This is a genomic window from Commensalibacter sp. M0355, from assembly GCF_016101365.1.
GTDB classification, from domain to species: domain Bacteria; phylum Pseudomonadota; class Alphaproteobacteria; order Acetobacterales; family Acetobacteraceae; genus Commensalibacter; species Commensalibacter melissae.
In genome coordinates this window covers 78444-98850 of record NZ_JACFQQ010000004.1, presented here as the reverse complement: position 1 = coordinate 98850, position 20407 = coordinate 78444, and the positions used below count along the sequence as shown (strand labels likewise).

The 20407-nt window shown below is 33.1% G+C and carries 24 protein-coding genes and 1 pseudogene; 10 read left to right on the top strand and 15 right to left on the bottom strand.

All coding sequences use genetic code 11. The features are described 5' to 3' along the window. The first annotated feature begins 38 nt into the window (after nt 1–38). Nucleotides 39–425 (top strand): VOC family protein, encoded by a 387-nt coding sequence (locus tag H3T44_RS07970; protein WP_110439462.1) that lies wholly within the window; start codon nt 39–41, stop codon nt 423–425. Nucleotides 426–477: 52 nt separating this feature from the next. Here the strand turns inward: H3T44_RS07970 and H3T44_RS07965 are convergent, their stop codons facing one another. Further along, a complete protein-coding gene (locus H3T44_RS07965; protein WP_198196839.1) occupies nt 478–1758 on the bottom strand; it encodes an O-acetylhomoserine aminocarboxypropyltransferase in 1281 nt (426 codons plus the stop codon). Between the two features lie 483 nt (nt 1759–2241). On the opposite strand from H3T44_RS07965, the gene H3T44_RS07960 reads away from it, so the two are divergent. Next, the gene (locus H3T44_RS07960) at nt 2242–3786 is read left to right on the top strand and encodes a phosphoenolpyruvate carboxykinase (protein ID WP_198196838.1); all 1545 of its coding nucleotides are present in this window, start codon (nt 2242–2244) and stop codon (nt 3784–3786) included. An 89-nt stretch (nt 3787–3875) separates the two neighbouring features. Here H3T44_RS07960 and H3T44_RS07955 read toward each other — a convergent pair whose 3' ends face one another. The 3 genes from H3T44_RS07955 to ssb all read right to left on the bottom strand — a co-directional run bounded on the left by H3T44_RS07955 (nt 3876) and on the right by ssb (nt 6875). Next, nucleotides 3876–5315, bottom strand: coding sequence for a glycoside hydrolase family 32 protein (locus H3T44_RS07955; RefSeq protein ID WP_198196837.1), 1440 nt, complete (start codon nt 5313–5315; stop codon nt 3876–3878). Nucleotides 5316–5926: 611 nt separating this feature from the next. Further along, complete coding sequence (locus H3T44_RS07950) at nt 5927–6463, bottom strand: hypothetical protein (protein ID WP_155567767.1); 537 nt, start codon at nt 6461–6463, stop codon at nt 5927–5929. Between the two features lie 16 nt (nt 6464–6479). Further along, on the bottom strand, nt 6480–6875 hold the full coding sequence (gene ssb / locus H3T44_RS07945) for a single-stranded DNA-binding protein (protein ID WP_122123133.1): 396 nt from the start codon (nt 6873–6875) through the stop codon (nt 6480–6482). A 510-nt stretch (nt 6876–7385) separates the two neighbouring features. Between ssb and H3T44_RS07940 the strand changes: the two genes are divergently transcribed. From H3T44_RS07940 to H3T44_RS07930, 3 genes are all read left to right on the top strand, one after another. Further along, nucleotides 7386–7913 (top strand): flavin reductase, encoded by a 528-nt coding sequence (locus H3T44_RS07940; RefSeq protein WP_198185496.1) that lies wholly within the window; start codon nt 7386–7388, stop codon nt 7911–7913. Between the two features lie 254 nt (nt 7914–8167). After that, nucleotides 8168–8908, top strand: coding sequence for a S24 family peptidase (locus H3T44_RS07935; RefSeq protein WP_198196836.1), 741 nt, complete (start codon nt 8168–8170; stop codon nt 8906–8908). A gap of 174 nt (nt 8909–9082) precedes the next feature. After that, nucleotides 9083–9394, top strand: coding sequence for a MarR family winged helix-turn-helix transcriptional regulator (locus H3T44_RS07930; RefSeq protein ID WP_110439455.1), 312 nt, complete (start codon nt 9083–9085; stop codon nt 9392–9394). A gap of 349 nt (nt 9395–9743) precedes the next feature. Here H3T44_RS07930 and H3T44_RS07925 read toward each other — a convergent pair whose 3' ends face one another. The 5 genes from H3T44_RS07925 to H3T44_RS07905 are packed head-to-tail and all read right to left on the bottom strand — an operon-like array spanning nt 9744 to nt 13201. Further along, a complete protein-coding gene (locus H3T44_RS07925; RefSeq protein ID WP_198196835.1) occupies nt 9744–10709 on the bottom strand; it encodes a HesA/MoeB/ThiF family protein in 966 nt (321 codons plus the stop codon). Next, entirely contained in the window at nt 10709–11311 is a 603-nt protein-coding gene (locus tag H3T44_RS07920) for a thiamine phosphate synthase (protein WP_231504052.1), read from the bottom strand. The genes H3T44_RS07925 and H3T44_RS07920 overlap by 1 nt, the downstream gene beginning before the upstream one ends. Next, complete coding sequence (locus H3T44_RS07915) at nt 11311–12075, bottom strand: thiazole synthase (RefSeq protein WP_198195128.1); 765 nt, start codon at nt 12073–12075, stop codon at nt 11311–11313. Before H3T44_RS07915 ends, H3T44_RS07920 begins: the two co-directional genes overlap by 1 nt. A gap of 2 nt (nt 12076–12077) precedes the next feature. Next, nucleotides 12078–12275 (bottom strand): sulfur carrier protein ThiS, encoded by a 198-nt coding sequence (thiS, locus tag H3T44_RS07910; protein WP_155565035.1) that lies wholly within the window; start codon nt 12273–12275, stop codon nt 12078–12080. 5 nt (nt 12276–12280) lie between these two features. Then, nucleotides 12281–13201 (bottom strand): FAD-dependent oxidoreductase, encoded by a 921-nt coding sequence (locus H3T44_RS07905; RefSeq protein ID WP_198196834.1) that lies wholly within the window; start codon nt 13199–13201, stop codon nt 12281–12283. Between the two features lie 328 nt (nt 13202–13529). On the opposite strand from H3T44_RS07905, the gene cynS reads away from it, so the two are divergent. Then, nucleotides 13530–13973: a cyanase gene (gene cynS / locus H3T44_RS07900; RefSeq protein WP_110439450.1), complete on the top strand. Its 444-nt coding sequence runs from the start codon at nt 13530–13532 to the stop codon at nt 13971–13973. Between the two features lie 77 nt (nt 13974–14050). On the opposite strand, the gene nrdG is transcribed toward cynS, so the two are convergent. The 3 genes and pseudogenes from nrdG to H3T44_RS07885 all read right to left on the bottom strand — a co-directional run. Further along, nucleotides 14051–14557 (bottom strand): anaerobic ribonucleoside-triphosphate reductase activating protein, encoded by a 507-nt coding sequence (nrdG, locus tag H3T44_RS07895; protein WP_198196833.1) that lies wholly within the window; start codon nt 14555–14557, stop codon nt 14051–14053. Beyond that, nucleotides 14544–14726 carry an anaerobic ribonucleoside-triphosphate reductase gene (gene nrdD / locus H3T44_RS07890; RefSeq protein WP_233335909.1) on the bottom strand — a complete coding sequence of 61 codons (183 nt, stop codon included), beginning with the start codon at nt 14724–14726 and terminating at the stop codon, nt 14544–14546. The genes nrdG and nrdD overlap by 14 nt, the downstream gene beginning before the upstream one ends. A gap of 12 nt (nt 14727–14738) precedes the next feature. Next, nucleotides 14739–16793 (bottom strand): annotated as a pseudogene (locus H3T44_RS07885) (anaerobic ribonucleoside triphosphate reductase); the annotation flags it as partial. 447 nt (nt 16794–17240) lie between these two features. On the opposite strand from H3T44_RS07885, the gene H3T44_RS07880 reads away from it, so the two are divergent. From H3T44_RS07880 to H3T44_RS07865, 4 genes are all read left to right on the top strand, one after another. Further along, on the top strand, nt 17241–17858 hold the full coding sequence (locus tag H3T44_RS07880) for a LysE/ArgO family amino acid transporter (protein WP_198196831.1): 618 nt from the start codon (nt 17241–17243) through the stop codon (nt 17856–17858). A 125-nt stretch (nt 17859–17983) separates the two neighbouring features. Then, nucleotides 17984–18133 carry a hypothetical protein gene (locus tag H3T44_RS07875; protein ID WP_155566442.1) on the top strand — a complete coding sequence of 50 codons (150 nt, stop codon included), beginning with the start codon at nt 17984–17986 and terminating at the stop codon, nt 18131–18133. Between the two features lie 37 nt (nt 18134–18170). Then, the gene (locus tag H3T44_RS07870; RefSeq protein WP_198196830.1) at nt 18171–18308 is read left to right on the top strand and encodes a hypothetical protein; all 138 of its coding nucleotides are present in this window, start codon (nt 18171–18173) and stop codon (nt 18306–18308) included. 194 nt (nt 18309–18502) lie between these two features. Further along, a complete protein-coding gene (locus H3T44_RS07865; protein ID WP_198196829.1) occupies nt 18503–19522 on the top strand; it encodes a hypothetical protein in 1020 nt (339 codons plus the stop codon). Nucleotides 19523–19537: 15 nt separating this feature from the next. On the opposite strand, the gene H3T44_RS07860 is transcribed toward H3T44_RS07865, so the two are convergent. The 3 genes from H3T44_RS07860 to H3T44_RS07850 all read right to left on the bottom strand — a co-directional run bounded on the left by H3T44_RS07860 (nt 19538) and on the right by H3T44_RS07850 (nt 20328). Then, nucleotides 19538–19687 carry a hypothetical protein gene (locus tag H3T44_RS07860; protein WP_198196828.1) on the bottom strand — a complete coding sequence of 50 codons (150 nt, stop codon included), beginning with the start codon at nt 19685–19687 and terminating at the stop codon, nt 19538–19540. Further along, complete coding sequence (locus H3T44_RS07855) at nt 19684–19920, bottom strand: hypothetical protein (RefSeq protein ID WP_198196827.1); 237 nt, start codon at nt 19918–19920, stop codon at nt 19684–19686. The genes H3T44_RS07860 and H3T44_RS07855 overlap by 4 nt, the downstream gene beginning before the upstream one ends. Nucleotides 19921–20055: 135 nt before the next feature. Further along, nucleotides 20056–20328, bottom strand: coding sequence for a hypothetical protein (locus tag H3T44_RS07850; RefSeq protein WP_198196826.1), 273 nt, complete (start codon nt 20326–20328; stop codon nt 20056–20058). Between the last annotated feature and the right edge of the window lie 79 nt (nt 20329–20407).

The following is a 20407-nucleotide window of genomic DNA, read 5'->3' as shown; positions in this document are numbered from 1 at the left end:
GGTTTCATTTTCGTTATATTTCGAAAGGAATATAAATTATGATTAATTCCATTGATCATATTGTGCTGACAACATACAGGCTTGATGCGTGTATCCATTTTTACACTCAGGTTTTACAATTTTCCCTGCAACATTTTGGACAAGATCGAATAGCTTTTAAATTCGGCAATCAAAAAATCAATGTTCATGAATATGGTAAGGAAATTGAACCAAAAGCACATTTACCCGTACCAGGCTCTTTAGATATCTGTTTTGTTACTCAAGAAAAACCAGCAACAATTCTAGCTCATTTACAAAAATATGGAATTAAACCGCTTGAGGGTCCTGTCAACCGAACAGGGGCGCAGGGATCCATTGAATCCATTTATCTACGTGACCCTGATCTGAATTTAATCGAGATTGCACGATATATTGAAAACCCCTGAAACAAACAAGGGGTATTTTTAAAAATCAATAACTCTTATTCTATATTTTATCTTAACTTAGTGCCAAGGCCTGTTCAAGATCCTGAATAATATCATTTACATTTTCGATACCAATCGATAGACGAATCACATCGGGTCCCGCTCCTGCAGCAATTTTTTGTTCATAACTTAATTGACGATGTGTAGTCGATGCAGGATGAATGACTAAGGAACGCGTGTCTCCAATATTAGCCAATAAAGAAAACATTTTTAACGAAGAGACAAACCGGACAGCTGAATCATATCCTCCTTTTATTCCAAAGGTAAATACTGATCCAGCCCCTTTAGGCGCATATTTCTTCTGCAAATCATGATATTTATTATCAGGCAATCCAGCATACGAAACCCACGCAATCTTTTCATGATTAGCCAGATAATGAGCTACCACATTTGCATTGTCACAATGACGCTGCATACGCAAAGGTAAGGTTTCAATTCCCGTTAAGATCAAAAATGCATTAAAAGGAGAAATTGTTGGACCAAAATCACGCATACCCAATACACGCGCAGCAATTGCAAAAGCCGATGAACCTGCCGCATCCGCAATAACCAACTCTGCATAATCATGTCGTGGCTCTGTAATTTTTTTATATTTGTTATCTTTTTTCCAATCAAACTTACCACCATCAACAATAATGCCGCCCATCGAATTTCCATGTCCCCCCATAAATTTAGTCAGGGAATGAATCACGATATCGGCACCATGTGCAAAAGGGCGAACCAGATAAGGCGTCGCCATGGTGTTATCCACAATCAAAGGGATATGATTGGCATAAGCAATTTTTGCAATGGCCTCTATATCAACAATTATACCACCAGGGTTTGCAAAGCTTTCAATAAAAATCGCCTTTGTCCGACCATCAATTGCTTTTTCAAAAGTGGATAAATCGTTAATATTAGCAAAACGAACATGCCAGTCAAATGATTTGAAAGATTGGGCAAACTGGTTAATTGAACCACCATATAATTGACGGGCGGCGATGAAATTATCCCCTGCCTCCATCAGGGTATGAAAGGTTAAAAACTCTGCAGCATGTCCAGAAGCAGTTGCCAATGCTGCACTTCCTCCCTCCAGTGCTGTCACCCGTTCTTCCAATACAGACTGGGTTGGGTTCGTAATCCGACCATAAATATTTCCCGAATCTGTCAAGGCAAAGCGATTGGCTGCCTGATCAACATCTTTAAAAACATAAGCTGTAGTCTGATAAATCGGTGTTATTCTTGCCCCTGTTACTGGATCAGGTGTTGCCCCCGCATGAATAGCCAAGGTTTCAAAATTGGTGTTTTTACTCATTATTTATGATCCGATATAAAAATGAAAAATGATGTCAAATCATCATTTATGATGATTTGTTTTTCGTTAAATTATCTGTTTATCGAAAATTACGAAATAAATGTAATACAATTCAAAAATATCAACAATCATTATTAAAAATCGAATCGAATAATCGAAAATTTTTTTAAAAAAAATCGATATAATTTCGTAATTATATTCAAATTTAAGTGATAATAAAATCAGAATAATATTTTTTTAAATAAATATTGATTTAAACAGATAAAAGGATCTATTTGTATCATTCTTCAATAACCCTTGAATACATTCATATGATTTTTCCAAAAATAACGATCTTGAACAAGAATTTTAACAATTATAATCATGACAAACCCTTTTTGATAATTTAAATAGATAAATAATAGCATATATGTGATTAAACAACCGACTGCATATAATTCATAATTTTATCTTTAAACCTGATAATGCCGTTGGAAATATTGAATGAATCACGTTAAACATTATACAGATATTAGCATCGCAGAACTTGTTGAGTTAGCCATTCAACGCAATGAGGGAAAATTGGCCGCTAATGGTGCGTTAACAGTAAAAACGGGCAAACGAACCGGACGGTCCCCGGCTGATCGTTTTATCGTTAAAGAAGCCATAACAGAAAATGCGATTAATTGGGGTAAAATTAACCAACCTTATTCCGAAAATAAATTTGACACCTTATGGAAACATGTCGAGGATTATATCAATCGACAAGCATGTTTCATTTCTCATGTTCATGTCGGGTCTGATCAAAATTATTATCTACCCGTCAAAATGATTACCGAAACCGCCTGGCATAACCTGTTTGGAAGATGTCTTTTCATCAATCCTGATATTTATAATCCAAAACGACTATCTGAATGGCAAATTATCAACGCTCCCGGTTTCAAGTGCAATCCTGAACGAGACGGAACCAATTCTGAGGGAACTGTCATCATTAACATTTCTCAAAAAAAAGTTTTACTTGCAGGAATGCCTTATGCCGGGGAAATGAAAAAAGCCATGTTCTCTGTGCAAAATTTTCTTTTGCCTGAGCAAGACGTTTTACCCATGCATTGTGCAGCAAATATTGGCGAAAAAGGTGATGTAACCTTGTTTTTTGGATTGTCAGGAACAGGTAAAACAACACTTTCAGCCGATGAACACCGTTACCTGATTGGAGATGATGAACATGGTTGGGGTGCAGGAACAGTTTTTAATATTGAAGGAGGATGCTATGCAAAATGTATTCATCTTAGTGAAAAAAATGAGCCCGTTATCTGGCGAGCCATCCGTTTTGGAAGTGTTCTTGAAAATGTCGTATTAGATAAAGCGACACGTGAGCCTGATTACAATGATGAACAATTCACTCAGAATACAAGAGCTTGCTACCCTCGTGATTTCATTGTGAAACGAGCAAAAAATAACAAAGGGGGTGAACCTAATGCAATTATCTTTTTGACTTGTGATTTAACCGGCGTCTTGCCACCTGTTGCCATTCTAAATCATGAACAAGCTGCATACCATTTTCTTTCTGGATACACCGCATTGGTTGGATCAACGGAAATAGGATCCGGTTCAGGAATCAAATCCACATTCTCAACATGTTTTGGTGCACCTTTTTTTCCACGTCCACCACAAGTCTATGCAGAACTTTTAATCAAACGCATTAAAAATTTTCATTCGCATGTTTATTTGGTTAATACAGGATGGACAGGAGGTGGTTATGGTGTAGGTAAAAGGTTCAAAATTCCAACAACGAGAGCAATTATCCATGCGATACAAAATGACCTTATTAACGAAACAAAAACAGAGCATCTTGAAATTATGAATCTGGATATTCCCACTGCAATACCTAATGTTGAAAATAAAATTCTAAATCCACGCAACTGTTGGAAAGATCCACAAGCTTATGATCAAGCCGCACAAAATTTAGCGCAACAATTTATTGATAATTTCAAGAAATTTAACGTCTCTGAAACTATCTATCAAGCAGGACCCAAATTAAAATATTAGATAATAGTTTTTTGATAAATTTTATTTAACATGATGATGAGAAGATAGTTTGAAAAATTATTCTCATCATCAAAATCATAACTTTCAGATTATTTAAAAATTGAATCCAATTTCCATTCTTCTATATTTTTAAAAATTGCGGTCCCTTTCTCAGCAAATAACGTTAACTTTTTTTGGTCAGAAACCGGATAAATCTTGCTAGTTAAACTATATTCACCTTCATTAACAAAAATTTCTATAGAAGAGGCATCAATAAAAATATGTAAGTCTATTCGTAACATTCCCTTTAAAGAAATACTTCGACAGGATTGTAATTCATAATCAGAACTATGTCGCTCAAATATTAACCGCTTCAAAGCTGAATCAACACTAATTCTTCCAGCACTTTCAATATTTAAACCATAACACCTACCTGAACTAGCAGTCAAATCAATCGATAGCTTCAGCTCTTGATATGTTTCATCTAATGAATAAACCTCATTATTTAAAGCAATCAATTCGAATTTTTTGTAATCTGTTCTAAGTAATTCCAATTCTACAATTGGTTTACAATATAATTTACCAATCTCATTACATGAAACTTCTCTAGGCAAGGTTAACGCGCCGCTCCAACCCTCGGATTGATTAGGAAGAGGCGCATCCCACATCTCCATCCATCCGACCATAATTCTACGCCCATCAGCAGCTTCAAATGTCTGGGGGGCATAAAAATCATGACCATGATCAATTTCTCTAAATGAAGTTTCAATAGAAAAAGTTCCATTCTTTTCCCATTGACCTATACAATAACCACTTTGATGTAAATTACGGTAATCATATTCCTGAGCAGGCATACCTTGAGGTGAAGTAATTAACACATCTTTATTATTAACACTAAAAAAATCAGGACATTCCCACATATAACCATCTACGCTATCTTTTGCCTGATGTAGGATACATCTAAATTGCCATTCTTTTAAATTATCCGATTGATATAACCTCACTTGACCCAAATCATTTACTTTTGCCCCCACAACCATCCACCATTTTTCCCGAGCTCGCCATACTTTGGGATCCCGAAAATCAACTATTCCTTCTGGAGGATATAAAACAGGTCCATGTTTGGTAAAATGAATTCCATCTATACTGGTCGCCATGCATTGAACTTGACAAATTCGTGAATCTTCACCGGTTTTCTCAAAAAATCTATGACCTGTATAAAATAAGGTTAGTATACCATTATTATTTACAGCTGAACCTGAATAACAACCATCCCGATCATATTCCTGATCAGGATATAGAGCAATTGGCATATGCTCCCAATGAACCATATCATCACTGACAACGTGCCCCCAATGCATAGGCCCCCATATAGGTTTATAAGGATAATGTTGAAAGAAAAAATGATATTTCCCGTTAATATAAATTAAACCATTTGGATCATTAATCCAACCATATTGAGCGGCAATATGAAATTTTGGGTAATAATTATCACCCCTTTTCTTCATCGCTTCTTTAACAAAATTATCAGCTGAACTTAAAGATCTCATAATGATTTCCATTCAAAATATGAATGCCAATATTATTTAGTTAAATAGACGATCTAACAAGATCCATCCATAAATCGATAATTCCGTAACAGAAATTTTAAGATTACTTGTATGATATCATAATTTCATTCAAAATTTCTTTACAAAATAAATAAAATGAAATTTTTACGAATAGTTTTTTTTAAATTTTAATTAAAGGCATCTTCCGTATTAATATCCTGACTTAAACAAGAATTTCTTCCATCCGGATACAAACTATCATTACTAACTATCAGATCCAGTTGATGTCCAGCCATCAATTTGAAAAGAACATTTTATTTCAGCCCATCCTTTCCATGAAGGTTACATTCATCCTGGACAATTTATAAACACCAGATGTTTTTCCTACACAATCAAGATGAGCTCAATATCATTTCGAAAATATATAAAAATACACCTTGACAAGAAATTGAATTAGAGCTTATTCCACGTATGATAATTATATAACTTGTGACACATATCATTATACCTGGGCATAAAAAAGCAGCCTAAAGGCTGCCCAATAAAAAATTATTAAAACTTTTCCATCTGATTAAACTACTAATTATATACGTTATAATTTTATCGTAATATTATTTTTTTTCCAAAGCTTCTTCTAATAAAATAAAAGCTGATAGAACCTGACCCATAGTATAGTTCAAATTCAATTTAAGTAATTGGGATATTTCTTTACATTTCATATTTCCCAAAATAATCATATTCAAAATATCAAGATGATAACGCCCAATTTCTTGCCATATAGATAATAATTTACTGTATGCATCATGTTGTGAAGGTATTGGTTCCCAATTTCCACCACTTATTTTTCCTTCTTTCAACCAATGACTTATACGTGCGTAAATTGAACTGCTCTGTCCGAAAGCCTTTTCACACAAAATGGCATATCGTTCAGCACAATTACGTTGGGTAACACTTATACTACCACGATTCATCATCTCATCATAAACACATTTACGTCGTAATCGTGTAACTTTTTCATTTATATTTTGAGGATCAATACCAACATCAATTATTAGTTTTCCTGAATTATATTGTGCTTCCAGATGATGTTTACGTACAATAAAGGGTAATTTTTTTTTATTAATCCGTTTTTTTATACTTTTTTTCATAAAAGGCCTTCTTTAATTATAATGAAGCCTCTTGATTAATTAATAATTCCTCTTTTATATTATTATCATTCAACAATACTAATATTCCGTTGTGAGAGAAAAGAACAATTTCTGCGCTATAATGATTATTTTTCTGTTCATCGTACCATTTCCGAACTCTTAATTGTCCTTCAATGTATAACTGATCCCCTTTTTTGATGACAGTTTCAATTTGTTTAATCAAATTTTTACTAAAAACGACAACTTTAAAATACTCAACTTTGTTGATTTGTTGAGCTGTACGTCGATTTTCCCAGCTATCATTTACCATTAGGACTAAAGTCGCTATATTATCACCAGATTGGATCATTTTTATTTCTGGATCTTTGGCTAAAATACCAATCAAAACAACTTTATTTATAAAGCCACTCATTTCAGTTCCTATTCATATTAATTCTGCAATTAATGACATATTCTCATAAATTTTATTTAAATTAATGAATGGCTATATATTGTAATTAAACCTTTTATTAATTCTACTACTGTTCCTTTATTCTAATAATAACTAATTCAAATAAAATGTTAATTGTTATTATATATTAAAATTATTTTAGATATATAATACTAAACCATCTTTTAAGAAATAACTGCTTTTCCATATTCATAAATTTTTATTAATATTCATTATTTAAAACAGCACCTTCCTTATCTTTTCAATCAATTAACACTGTTTAAAAAAAAATCAAGCAAAAATAATATTTTGATAAATTATTAATTTTTTAATCTATTAACAATCTATTTTTTAAAATTTTTTATGCAATTATATTCATTACACTAACTAAAATTTTAAATGCATATATAATTTAATTTGCCTTTAAATAGATATTTTATTAATTTTTTATAAATGAAATAATTAATTATTATTTTATATAAAGGATATTAAATGAACTTATCTATTTTAAATCAAGAACAGAAAAATTTCCGTGATGCTATGTCGCAGTTAGCTGCAGGTGTTTGCATTATAACTACTAATGGAAATACTGGTCCACACGGGATTACCGCAACATCAGTTTGTTCCATAACCGACACCCCTCCAACAATATTAGTCTGTATCAATAAAAAAAGTAAAGTAAATCAAATATTTAAAAATAATCAAAATATTTGTATCAATATTCTTTCTTCCAAACATCTGGATGCAGCAAAACATTTCGCCGGAATTACAAAAATTAATATGGAAGAAAGATTTTTACAAGATGAATGGCAAAAAACTAACAAAAACCCACCATATCTTAAAAGTGCATTGGTTTATTTGAAAGGTCAAATAAATGAAATTAAAGAATACGGTACACATTCACTTTTTTTCACGAATATTAATATAATTAATATCAACAATAAAAACGATAAAAACGATAATCTCGTTTATTATGATAGAAATTTTTGCTCAACTTCAAAAATATTAGATATAAAATAAATTATATTAATATCATGAAAGATCATAATTTAGCTTTTATTTGATTCATTCATTAAAAATATTTAATATCAATGAGTTATGTAGATCATATCCTATAATTTGAATAATTAAAATCTCTCTATAAAAAATTGCTATCCTTCATCAATTTAAATTGCAATAATGAATAAACGTACGGTATTTTAACCTTTATAATTTATATTCCGGTTAAAATACCACATATAATTAATTAATTAGTATGGTATTATTCTTTAAAAATGAACATAAAAAAGCTGTTATTTAACATTGAAAACATCATAAAAGAAAAAAATATTAGTGAACGCAAGGCATGTATTAATGCTGGTATAAGTCCAGATTTCATTAGAGATATGCGGAGAAATGGTAATTTTCCCAAAGTTGACAAGTTAATCAAGTTAGCAAATTCATTAAATGTCAGTATTGACTATTTTCTGAACGCCCTGAATCCACAATCTTTCCCTCCATCTTTAACTTTAAAAAACCCTTTTATTTCTCTAAAAATAATCTATATCAAAGGAAACATAGAAGCCTGTCAATGGATTCAGAAAATAGAATGGCCACGATCCGAATGGATTATTTTTCCCGTTCCTGAGAATCCTGAATTTAAAAATACAAAAAGCTTTGCCTTGAATATCATGGATGAATCAATGAATTTGTTATACCCTAAAGGGTCTATAATCATTGCTGTCAACTTTTCTGATTTAGAAAGAGCTCCTAAAGATGGTGAATGTGTTGTTACCATTCGTTATGATAAATTAACAAATTGTTATGAGCAAACCCTTAAAATAGTTGAAATAAAAGAAAATGGAAAAATTTTCCTATGGCCTTATAGTAACAATCCTAATTTTACACACCCTATAATTTTACCACGTTCAAATCCTTTTCACTCCAAAAATAATGTTACACCATCTGTAACAATTCAAAGTCTTGTCATTGGTTGTTATCATAACACTATTCAAAGAATAAAATTACAGAATTAAAAGATTTATTTTTGTTAACGATTCGTTTCATTGCATTTGCGGGATTTTTACCAAAAATTGTTGACGACGGTTTTTTTCCCTATAAAATATAAGCATAACACAAAAAATCATTGTTATATCAATACTTAATTGAAAAACCTTATTTATTTGTTTTCAAAAAGGATATTAATTAAAATGAATCTTTCTTTTCAAATTATTAAAAATTCTGCCAGTAGTCATTTTGCACTTACCGTTCGTCAACTTGCAATCTTATCCTTGGTTTATAACGAAGCGATTGAAGCGAGTGTCGATTATTATTCTAAAACATTAAATCTTTCTAAACCTGCTGTAACCAAGGCAATTAATCGTTTAGAAGAATTAAAACTCGTTAAACGTAAACCAGATACACAAGATGGACGTAAAGTAATCGTTTCATCAACATTAATTGGTCAGAATTATATTCAACAAATTCAAACTATACCCTATTCTATGTATCATGCCTGTTAATCCTTAAACATTTAACTATATAATTTTAAACGCATCTTCTTTATCTTTTATAAAAAAATACATTACCGTAAAATATTTCCTCTTTATACTTAAATAAAATATTTTAAAAACGCATATTTAAATCTTAATATTTAATTAATCAAATCTTATATTTAACTGAAAATGATATATTATTATTTATTATTATTAAAAACATTCGATATATTCAAGAATACCATTACAATTATATTTACAAACAATAATCGTTAAATTTGCTGAAAATTTTTGTTAATTGAATTAAAATATAACGTTTTTTGTATTATTAAATTACAATTTATTAGAATTTAATATAAATAATATTTTAAAAAAGTTAATCCGCTATGATGCCCAAATTTGTATAACCCTTAAATTGTAACTGATATGCTGCTTTAATAGCTCGTATCCCGGTTTTACAAATAAATATTATTCGTCGATCGGTCGGAAAATTACTATTTTCTATATTTTCAGATTTCACCCGAACAACATGAGAATTAACACTGATTGGAGCTTCAATTTCATCCCGTAATTCAACCAAATAATCATCAACTTTGAGACTTTCCCTATCCAATAATGAAATAATTGTTTTTTGTTCAGGTTCTTCCGCATCATCAAAACAAATCTGACCAACTCTCCAGTTAATGCAATCTATATGGAACAAGTTTCCTAATGTCGGTTTGGAAAGCTTTAATATTATATTTATAGCCATTTCTGCCTGAATTGATCCCATAATCGCAACAACAGGTCCCATTACTCCAATATTATTACAATTATTGTTCGAAAACGAAGGTTTTGGAAAAACCGAGCGATAGCTTGGCCCACCACCACAAAAAGCCCCTACATATCCCTGAAATTCCAGAACAGAAGCACTTATAAAGGGAATATTCATTTCATAACATTTGTCAGAAAGAAGATACGTCACCATAAAATTATCAGCCGCATCTATAACCAGATCAATTTCACGCATTGCATCAGAAATATATGAAAAACTTAATTTTTGAGCATAAGCCTCGATATGACACTCTGGATTTTGACGATATAAAATATTCTGCATTACCAAAGCTTTATGTTTGCAAAGATCAGATTTAGAGTACATATATTGTCGATGTAAATTAGATTCCTCTACAATATCATGGTCATAAACCCTTATAAAACCTATCCCCGCTGCACTAAGTAATGGTAAAACCGTATTACCCAATCCACCACATCCTACAACTAATAGACGGGCTTTTCTTAATCTCTCCTGACCTTCGATACCAACCTCAGATAACATTATCTGTTTTTTAAACCGTTTTTCCATTAATTGATGACCTTTTTAATCTGTCTTTGCCAAGCATTATAACGATTGATTGGATCTGACGCAGTCTTAATATCTGTTACTACTGCCAAACTATCTGCACCCGCTTTCAGAACATAAGGAATCCGTTCAACTGTTAATCCCCCGATAGCAACCAAAGGAATATTTCTTATTCTCTGTTTCCATCTGTTCAGTTTTGATAACCCTTGCGGATGCCATTTCATTTTCTTCAATACAGTCGGATAAATTGGTCCCAATGCAATATAGTCAGGGTAAAGCTTCAACGCAATTTCCAACTCAGATCTATCATGTGTGGAAATCCCATATTGAATTCCTGCATTTCGTATCCTGTTAAAATCTGCTTTTAATAAATCTTCTTGTCCTAAATGAACAAAATTTATACCCAATTCTAAAGCCAATTCCCAGTAATCGTTCAAAATCAATCGCGCACCATAACGTTCACAACAGATTTTTGCTTCCATAATATTTTGCCTCAAATCCGGTTGAGACATATTTTTAATTCGTAATTGAATCAATTTAACCCCAACAGGCAATAATTTTTTAATCAATGAAACAGACTCTGTAACTAAATAAAATTTTTCCATTATAATGATAGATCCGCCAAACCATATGCTGGTGTTGAGGCATAGGCCATATTACGCTTTTCCATTAATCCCGCTTTATATGCTATCCGTCCCGCTAAAATAGCTTTGTTAAAAGCATCCGCCATTAGAATAGGATCTTTTGATTTCGCAATTGCCGTATTTAGTAAAATTGCATCAAAACCTATTTCCATCGCTTGGATTGCTTGACTTGGCGCTCCAATCCCCGCATCAATAATAAGGGGAATATTTTTAAAATATTGACGCATTGTTTTTAATCCTTCAATATTACGCAAACCTTGTCCAGATCCAATCGGTGCCCCCCATGGCATCAAAAGTTGACAACCTGCCTCTAATAACTTTTCACCAACAATTAAATCCTCGGTCGTATAAGGAAAAACCTCAAACCCTTCTTTTGACAAAATCCTGGCAGCTTCAACTGTTGCAAAAGGATCTGGTTGTAAAGTATCCGCATGACCGATAATTTCCAGCTTAATCCAGTTTGTTTCAAAAACTTCACGTGCCATCTGCGCTGTTGTCACGGCCTCTTTCACGGTATGGCATCCTGCCGTGTTTGGCAGAAACCTTTTTTTTGTTTTTGCTATTAACTGACGAAATTCAGAACCTCCCACCCCTTCCCTACGTAAACTGACAGTTATAATTTCTGCCTCTGAAGCATGAATGGCTTGTATCAAGATATCTGGCGAAGGGTAACCGGCAGTACCCAATAACAATCTTGAATGAAGATTTTGATTATAAAATTGCACAACTAACCTCCCTGCATTGGTGATACAACTTCGATTTTCATATTTTCCTGCAGCTGGGTCTCCTCATAACGTGCCCGAGGAATAAAATTTCCGTCGATCGCACTGGCAACACAAGATACATCCATATTTTTTTCCTTCAGCAAATCTGCCAAAGTCTTTACCTGTGTTGTAATGAATTCGCCATTTAAATATAACTTCATTTTCATTATCCCAAAATTTTCTTCACAAAATCTAATGCCAGAACCGGAGCAAGTAAAAAGCCATGTCGATACATGCCATTAATATAAAATTTACCATCCTGTTCAATAATCTGTGGAATATTATCAGGAAAGGAGGGTCTGCATCCTGTTCCTGTTTCTATAATCCTTGCTTCAGCAAAGGCTGGATGAATTGCATATACTGAACTCAGCATTTCTATCAGGGCCCTAGCACTTATGGGACTATCATCATTGCTTTCCACCATTGTTGCCCCTACCATAAATCGGCCATTTGCCCGAGGTACAAGATAACAGGGAAACCGCGGATGCAATAAACGAATTGGACGTAAAAAATTAACTTCGTGGCATTCAAAAATCAGCATTTCACCACGAACAGCCCGTAAATTTTTTAATGAACTGGTTGCCGCCATACCAGTGCAGTCAATGATCTTTCCTTTGGGCGAACCCGTATGAAAACTAACACCCTTATTTTTTAAATTTTCTTTTAGTTCCTGCAAGGCCAAGCGAGGATCGATAAAGGCCTCAGAAGAAAAAAACAGTCCCTCAGAAAAACGACCCTTCAAATCTTTTTCTATCTTACCTGGATCAACCCATTCATGACAAATGGTCATATTGGCAAACCGTCTTAATTCAGACATATCTCGAGGCGGCGCAATGACAATGGTTCCGGTTTTTTTTACATTACTGACATGATTATCCCACCACTCAACAGATAATTGTCCATTTTTTACGACAATATCTGGTGCACTTTCCCCTTCACAAAATGGTGCCAACATACCGCCGGCAAAATATGATGCGGCTTGAATATTTGGATTTTCAACAACCTCTATTTTTTCACCCTTTTCATATAAAGCTGTTGCAATACACAATCCTGTAACACCACTACCAAGAATAGACCAATAAGCCATTTATCCTACCTTATATAAATTGATCTCATAATCAATATTCAACTGATTATCATATGAAATGGATAAATAGAAAAGGAACAAGAAAGTGAATATGAACAATAATTAAAAAAATTTTATTATTATTAAATATTATTAAATTTTTATAAAATAATAATATTAATTATATAATTATAGATTGAAAATTATAACACATAATTATAACAAAAAACAAAATATATACTTTAAAACTATTGATAGTAAAAATAAAATATCCAAATATCACATGTCATTAGATTATCAAATTTAAGAATATTCAACTCAATGTAACATTTTTTATTTGGAAATTATCATGAACCGTCTACAAATCACAGAAAAAATAATTCAAACCAAAATTAGTAAAGACATCAAATGGTCTTTTGTTGCCGAAACCTTAGGATTAAGTAAGGAATATGTTACAGCCGCCTGTCTCGGCCAAATGCCTTTAAATAAAGAACAGGCCGTTCTGATCGCTTCTATTTTTGATTTGACAGAGGAGGAAACAAATTGGTTAACCGTTCCACCTAATAGAGGAAGTCTTCCAACTGCCATTCCTTCTGATCCAACAATATATCGTTTTTATGAACTAATTAATGTATATGGATCAGCCATCAAGGAACTTATTCACGAAGAATTTGGAGATGGTATAATGAGCGCCATTGATTTTTCAATGAATATAACCAGAGAACCTAATCCCAATGGAGATCGTGTTAATATTCAACTTAGCGGTAAATTCTTACCTTATAAAAAATACTAGATTTTTCAAAAATATCAGTATTGTACTATAAATGATCCTTTATCCATCTATCGAGGATCATTTTTCATTAATTTAAATCAATATTTTAATTGATCTTTTATTCGTTGCCGATCCATTCTATATAGAATTCTTTGATTGGCACTGCCTCGAAAAGACAATTGCAAATCCCGTTGACTGATCTGAAATGGACCGTCAATCAAAATATCAATCAATTCCAATAAATGGATAATTGAAGGATTACATTTTCCCAGTTCCAATAATCGTTCATACGTATAACCCGTATAGGTAACCAGCGTTTTTCCTGTTTTCTTTACAATATTGGCAAGTAAAACAAGACTTTCCGCCTGCAAAAACGGTTCCCCACCCGAAAACGTCATGCCTGATAAAAGTGGATTATTCAAAAAGTCATTGATAATTTCTTGAATAGAAATTTCATAACCACTGTTTAGTGCATGTGTTTCAGGATTATGGCATCCGAAACATTGATGAGGGCAACCCTGGGTGAAAACAACATACCTCAACCCAGGCCCATCCACGATAGATTCAGCTTCTATACCACTGATACGCAGTTTAGCTACAGCCATGCTTGACACGATCTTTTTCTTCTGCACGTTTGGCATTATTAAAACGGTCCAATGTACCAACCAAATATCCCGTTATACGGCGTGTCCTAGCAAAACTTATATCTTTTCCCACCATTTTGAATTTTTTTTGAACATGTTCTATAGGTTTAACCATATTGCATTTGCCCATTATTAACCCTTTCTAATTATAATCTGGAACATTCGAATAAATCTGTCTTAATTCGTTCAATTTAGCGATACTGACCGCCTCACCATCTTTACGCCCGCAACGTGGACATTCATTATCAATAACACCAACATACCCACAGACAGGATCTCTATCTAAAGGATGATTAATCGCCCCATAACCAATTCCAGATTGTTTCATGTAACGGATAATTATTTCAAACGCATCCAAATTTTTACATATATCACCATCAAGTTCGATATAGGTTATGTGACCACCATTGGTTAATTCATGATAGGGTGCTTCAAGTTGAATTTTTTCATGCGCTTTTACTGGATAATAAACAGGAACATGAAAAGAATTCGTATAATAATCCCGATCTGTAACCCCAGATATGACACCATATTTTTCACGATCCATAAGGACAAAACGGCCACTTAGACCCTCGGCAGGCGTGGCAATCAATGAAAAATTAAGTTTTGTTCTTTTTGCCACCTCATCTGTTTTTTTACGCATATGACTGACAATTTTTAGCCCTAACTCCTGCGCAACCTCGCTTTCCCCGTGATGAAAACCCACCAAAGCTTTCAGGGTTTCAGCCAAACCAATAAAACCAATCGTTAAAGTGCCATGCTTTAGAACTTCAGCAACTTCATCATTTTCTGATAAATTTTCTGAATCTATCCATATCCCTTGTCCCATTAAAAAAGGGTAATTTTTCACTTTCTTACGACATTGAATTTGAAACCGATGTATAAGTTGACGAAAAGATAGATGAATCATTTCATCAAGCAACTGAAAAAATAAATCTGTATTACCTTTTGCCTTCAGGGCTAACCGTGGCAAATTGATTGACGTAAAGCTTAAATTTCCGCGGCCACATATTGTTTGTCTGTCCAGATCATAAACATTTCCCAAAACACGTGTACGACATCCCATATATGCAACTTCCGTTTTATAATCACCCTGTTTATAAAACACTTTATTAAAGGGAGCATCGATAAAACTGAAATTTGGAAAAAGACGTAAAGCGGACGTTTCCATCGCCAATTTGAATAGATCATAGTTTTTATCTATCGGATTAAAATTGATTCCTTCCTTTACTTTAAAAATCTGGACAGGGAAAATAGGTGTCTCACCATTACCGAGCCCCGCTTTCGTTGCCAGCAGAAGATTTCGAATAGCCATGCGACCTTCTTCAGAAGTATCCGTTCCATAATTAATTGAACTAAAGGGAACCTGTGCCCCAGCACGTGAATTCATTGTGTTCAGATTATGTATAAACGCTTCCATCGCCTGATAAGTGCGTCTCTCTGTTGTACCGAGCGCTTTTTTACATGAAAAGTTATAAGCTTTCCTTATTATTTCTAAATCAACACCCAAATTCCCAAGTTGATATAATTTTTCTCCATAAGATTCTAAAAATTGAAGGTCAATAACACCTATCCGATGCTCAACCTGATCTTGAGAAACATCAATTTCCACATTTACCAATTGTGTTTCGATTTGCAAAAAAATTGAAAAAACCTTCCAAAATTCTTGTCTGAATGTTTTTTTAACTCCATCCGCCATTGCATAATCAAAGTTGGGAACACTTTGCCCTCCATGCATTTCATTTTGATTGGCCTGAATGGCAATACAGGCAAGCGCTGAATAACTCTCGATTGAATTAGGTTCTCTTAAATAACCATGCCCCGTTGAAAAGCCTTTTTTGAACAATTTAATCAAATCAATCTGACAACATGTTTCGGTCAACATGTAAAAATCCTTGTCATGAATATGAATGTCACCATTCTGATGGGCATGTGCAATTTCTTCAGGCAATATGTATTGATCTATAAAGAATTTTGATCCTTCGGAACCGTATTTCAACATTGTGCCCATGGCGGTATCCCCATCAATATTCGCATTTTCCCGCTTAATATCTTCATCCTGGGCCGCTGTAAAAGTCAATTTCTTGTAAATATCCATCAATCCAGTTTCATTTGAGAACACCGGATCAGGTTTCCGAGTGCTTAGAACAGGTTTCATCGCAATTTTGACATCTTCATCACGTGTTAACATATTCCAAACAACTCCCTGGTATTTATTTTACTCTACAGTTAATCAATTCCTATTTTGTGGGATCGAAACTAAAAATTCAAACAGGCTTATTTTGCATATTCAAGTCTATCGAATTCACTTGAAAAATAACTCAAAAAACAATTGAACCCTTTTATATAAATATTTTCGAAACCTTTCTTTAATACTATATATTGTATGTAAAAATTTTTAAAGAACTATTTATAGATATTTTTTATTAAATTATCTATTTTTACTTGACTGTTGAATTTCATTTTATCCTATCCATCTGATCTATTTGAAACCTCTGCCAGAGCGACTAAATATTGAAAATTTATTCATTCATTTGACCTAGATACATGGATAAAATTTTCCAGATATATATAATCCTGGCTAGATCCAACCTCATTTTATACATCATTATATCTATTGATTATTATCCTTAAGAGACCGTTCATGAATTTATCAGCTGTCATATCTGGTTTCCTTACAACCGCCAGTCTGATTATGGCAATTGGTGCGCAAAATGCCTTTATACTGCGACAGGGATTGCAACAGAATTTTGTTGGCTTAATCATCATTATCTGTTCCCTGTCCGATATTTTACTGATTTCATCAGGCATTGCAGGAATTGGCAAGATTGTTCAAACCTGCCCTCAACTGCTTCAATTCTTCCGTTATGGAGGGGCATTGTTTTTGGCTGCCTATGGTTTAATGGCGGCCAAAAGAGCTCTGTCAACCGTTGAAACTCTAAATCCGACAAAAGAAAAAACGGCAAGCCGAAATAAAATAATATTGACCTGCTTGGCGTTTACCTTTTTAAATCCGCATGTTTATTTAGATACAATGATTCTGATCGGCAGCATTTCAACACGTTTTGCATATATTGGCAAATGGTTCTTTGGCATGGGAGCCTGTATGGCAAGTGTCACCTGGTTTACATTGCTTGGATATGGCGCAAAGTTTTTACAACCCTTTTTTCAAAATCCCCTGACCTGGAAATTGCTTGAGGGATTTATTGCATTGCTTATGTTTTTCTTGAGCTATATGTTAATTTTTCATTCAACAAACTGATAAATCCAGAAATCTGATTGATCACAATAAAAATCGTAATTCATTTGATATAAATGATAAAACACTTATTAATTTAACGAAATAGCATTATAATGTAACTGTATCATAATATAAGGAATTCAATTATGCTAAGAAAACTGGAAAAACTTATTTTATTTACTTTATTTGTTCTATTGGTTTACCGACTGGGCAAGGCCACAATTACATTGTCACAAAAGGAGAATGGCTGGTCCTTTGATATTGATTTTAAAACACATCCATTAGTTCAGAAATAAACTCTTGATCTATTAATTCGTTGGGAAAGTTCAAATCATGACCAAAAATAAAACTTCTAAAGTAGATAAATTTGCCCCCTCAAAAAAAACCGACAACATGCCCAATAATAATAAAAATGATAAGCTGATTCCTGACAAACCTTTGGTTGACAAAATCAACAAAACAAATAAATAGATTTGATTAAATACAAATAAAGTTCTCTTGTTTTATTTCCTTTATTTGTATTTAAAATTGATCATGATCAATATGTTTATTAATACCTATTATATTAATATTAATTAATTTTATCTGTTTTTCATTATTTTTTAATAACAAAAATTTTATTTGAATCCATTTGTTACAAATAATATAAATTAGCTTTCAACCTCATGATTACATCTAACTCAATAATGCACAAAAAAATTGTATTTTGCGACCAAAATATATTAAGTTTTTTTACAAATTATTCAAAGCTAGAAGAGACAACAACTAATTCAAATAATGATGTATTAAATGAAATAAAAAAAAGAGACAAGAAAAATGTCATTTTTAATTTTGTATTTACTTTAATAGAATGTAATAAAAAAACTTTTCCTACCATTAAAGATAGGAATCTGTATATTTTAGATAACTTTAAAAAAATTCATTTGGCTTCTAAAAAATTACTAAAGTATGCTGAAACAGATATTCGTAAACTTGAAAATGCTTTTAAAAAAAGTTCTAAAAATTACAACGAAAATGCGTATGTAAATTTACTTGAAGCCTTAGATAAAATAGAATTATATCAAGAATTCTTAAAAAATGTTGTACCTCAACTAGTTAATGAGGTAAAAGATGAGCTAACTTATGAAAAAAGTAAAAATATTGTAAAGAAAGCCTTACAATTTAATATTCGTCCTGCTCACCCTATTGTAATTATTTGTATCTTAATATTATGTAAATATGATAAAAATCTAACCAAGCATGATGCTAAAATTAGAAATATTATTAAACCTAAAAAAAATTATAATAATAGTGATGCTTACAACGCTATAAATGATATTTATTTTGCATTTTTTCCTATGATTTTTTGTAATTATATTCAACTGTGGGATAAAGTAAACACTTATGAATATGAATGTTTAACCCAAGATAAAAGTTTACAAAAATTCTGTAACGTAATTAAAGATCTATATGAAATTGTGTATACAAGGCTAACTTTAAGTGGTATAAAACTATATCTTGATAAAAAATTTTTCCCATCTTTATCAGAGGATCAATACAATGATTTGATTAAATTGATTAATTCACTTTTCAATTTTCAAAAAAATTACCTTAATATACCAATTAGAAATCTTTTAAATCTTACTTCAAGAAAAGAATTTCTTCTTTTTACAACTAATTTAAATCAACACTTTATAATTTATTAAATCTACTGTCTCTCACTAAATCCTGACAATAGCACAGATGGCGTGAATGACCATGCTTGACGGTATGCAGATCGCTATGATCGGAATGACCCAGGGGTCATGAATCTTGATCCACTCACAATTGTTCAGCCACCACCATTTGCAAAACTCATAGACTGTATTCATAATCCCTTATGACCCCCGCCAGTATCCTTGCCAGGGTGTAAAGGTTCACCAGCGCGAATGTTCCCCAGGCCAAAATGCCAAAATGCCAGTGCCTCTCGTAGACAAGCATGTTCAGCACCCCCCATATGAAAAGGGATGCCGCCAGAAAAGAGGCCACACCCCTCCACCTGAAACTTCCGCACATCAATGAAACAAGCTGCAGTGTCCCTGTAAGTATGAATGATCCTTCCCATATATAGGCCGGAAGGATAGCCCTGAATCCATTAATGAATGAATAGTGAAAGATGTTGCCGGCCATGAAATATGCAAGGGCATACATTCCAGTCATGACCAGAAGTATCGAGCTCCACCACTCGCCCAGGCAATGGTTACGATGTTTTTGGTGTCGCCTGTTTTCCATTGGTGCCATCCCCGTTCTTTCCATCTTTTCCCGCCTGCCTGTCTGGCAGCCTGAAAGAGGCAAGAAGATGAATGAGAGACCACAGCTTGTGCAATCCGCTTTTTGGATCTGGCTCTTTCCAGAACCGTATGACAAGGGTGCACAGGGTCACGATGAAAGTGACAACCGCGACAACGTCACCCGCCGTATTGCTGGGCAGGACATTGATGATATATTGTAGAAGCTCGGCAAAAAAATCCATTTGTTCTTTCCTTGAATATAGACATAAAAAAACCACCCTAGCGGTGGCTGGTATCTCTGGTGTTCTGACAGGCCATGAT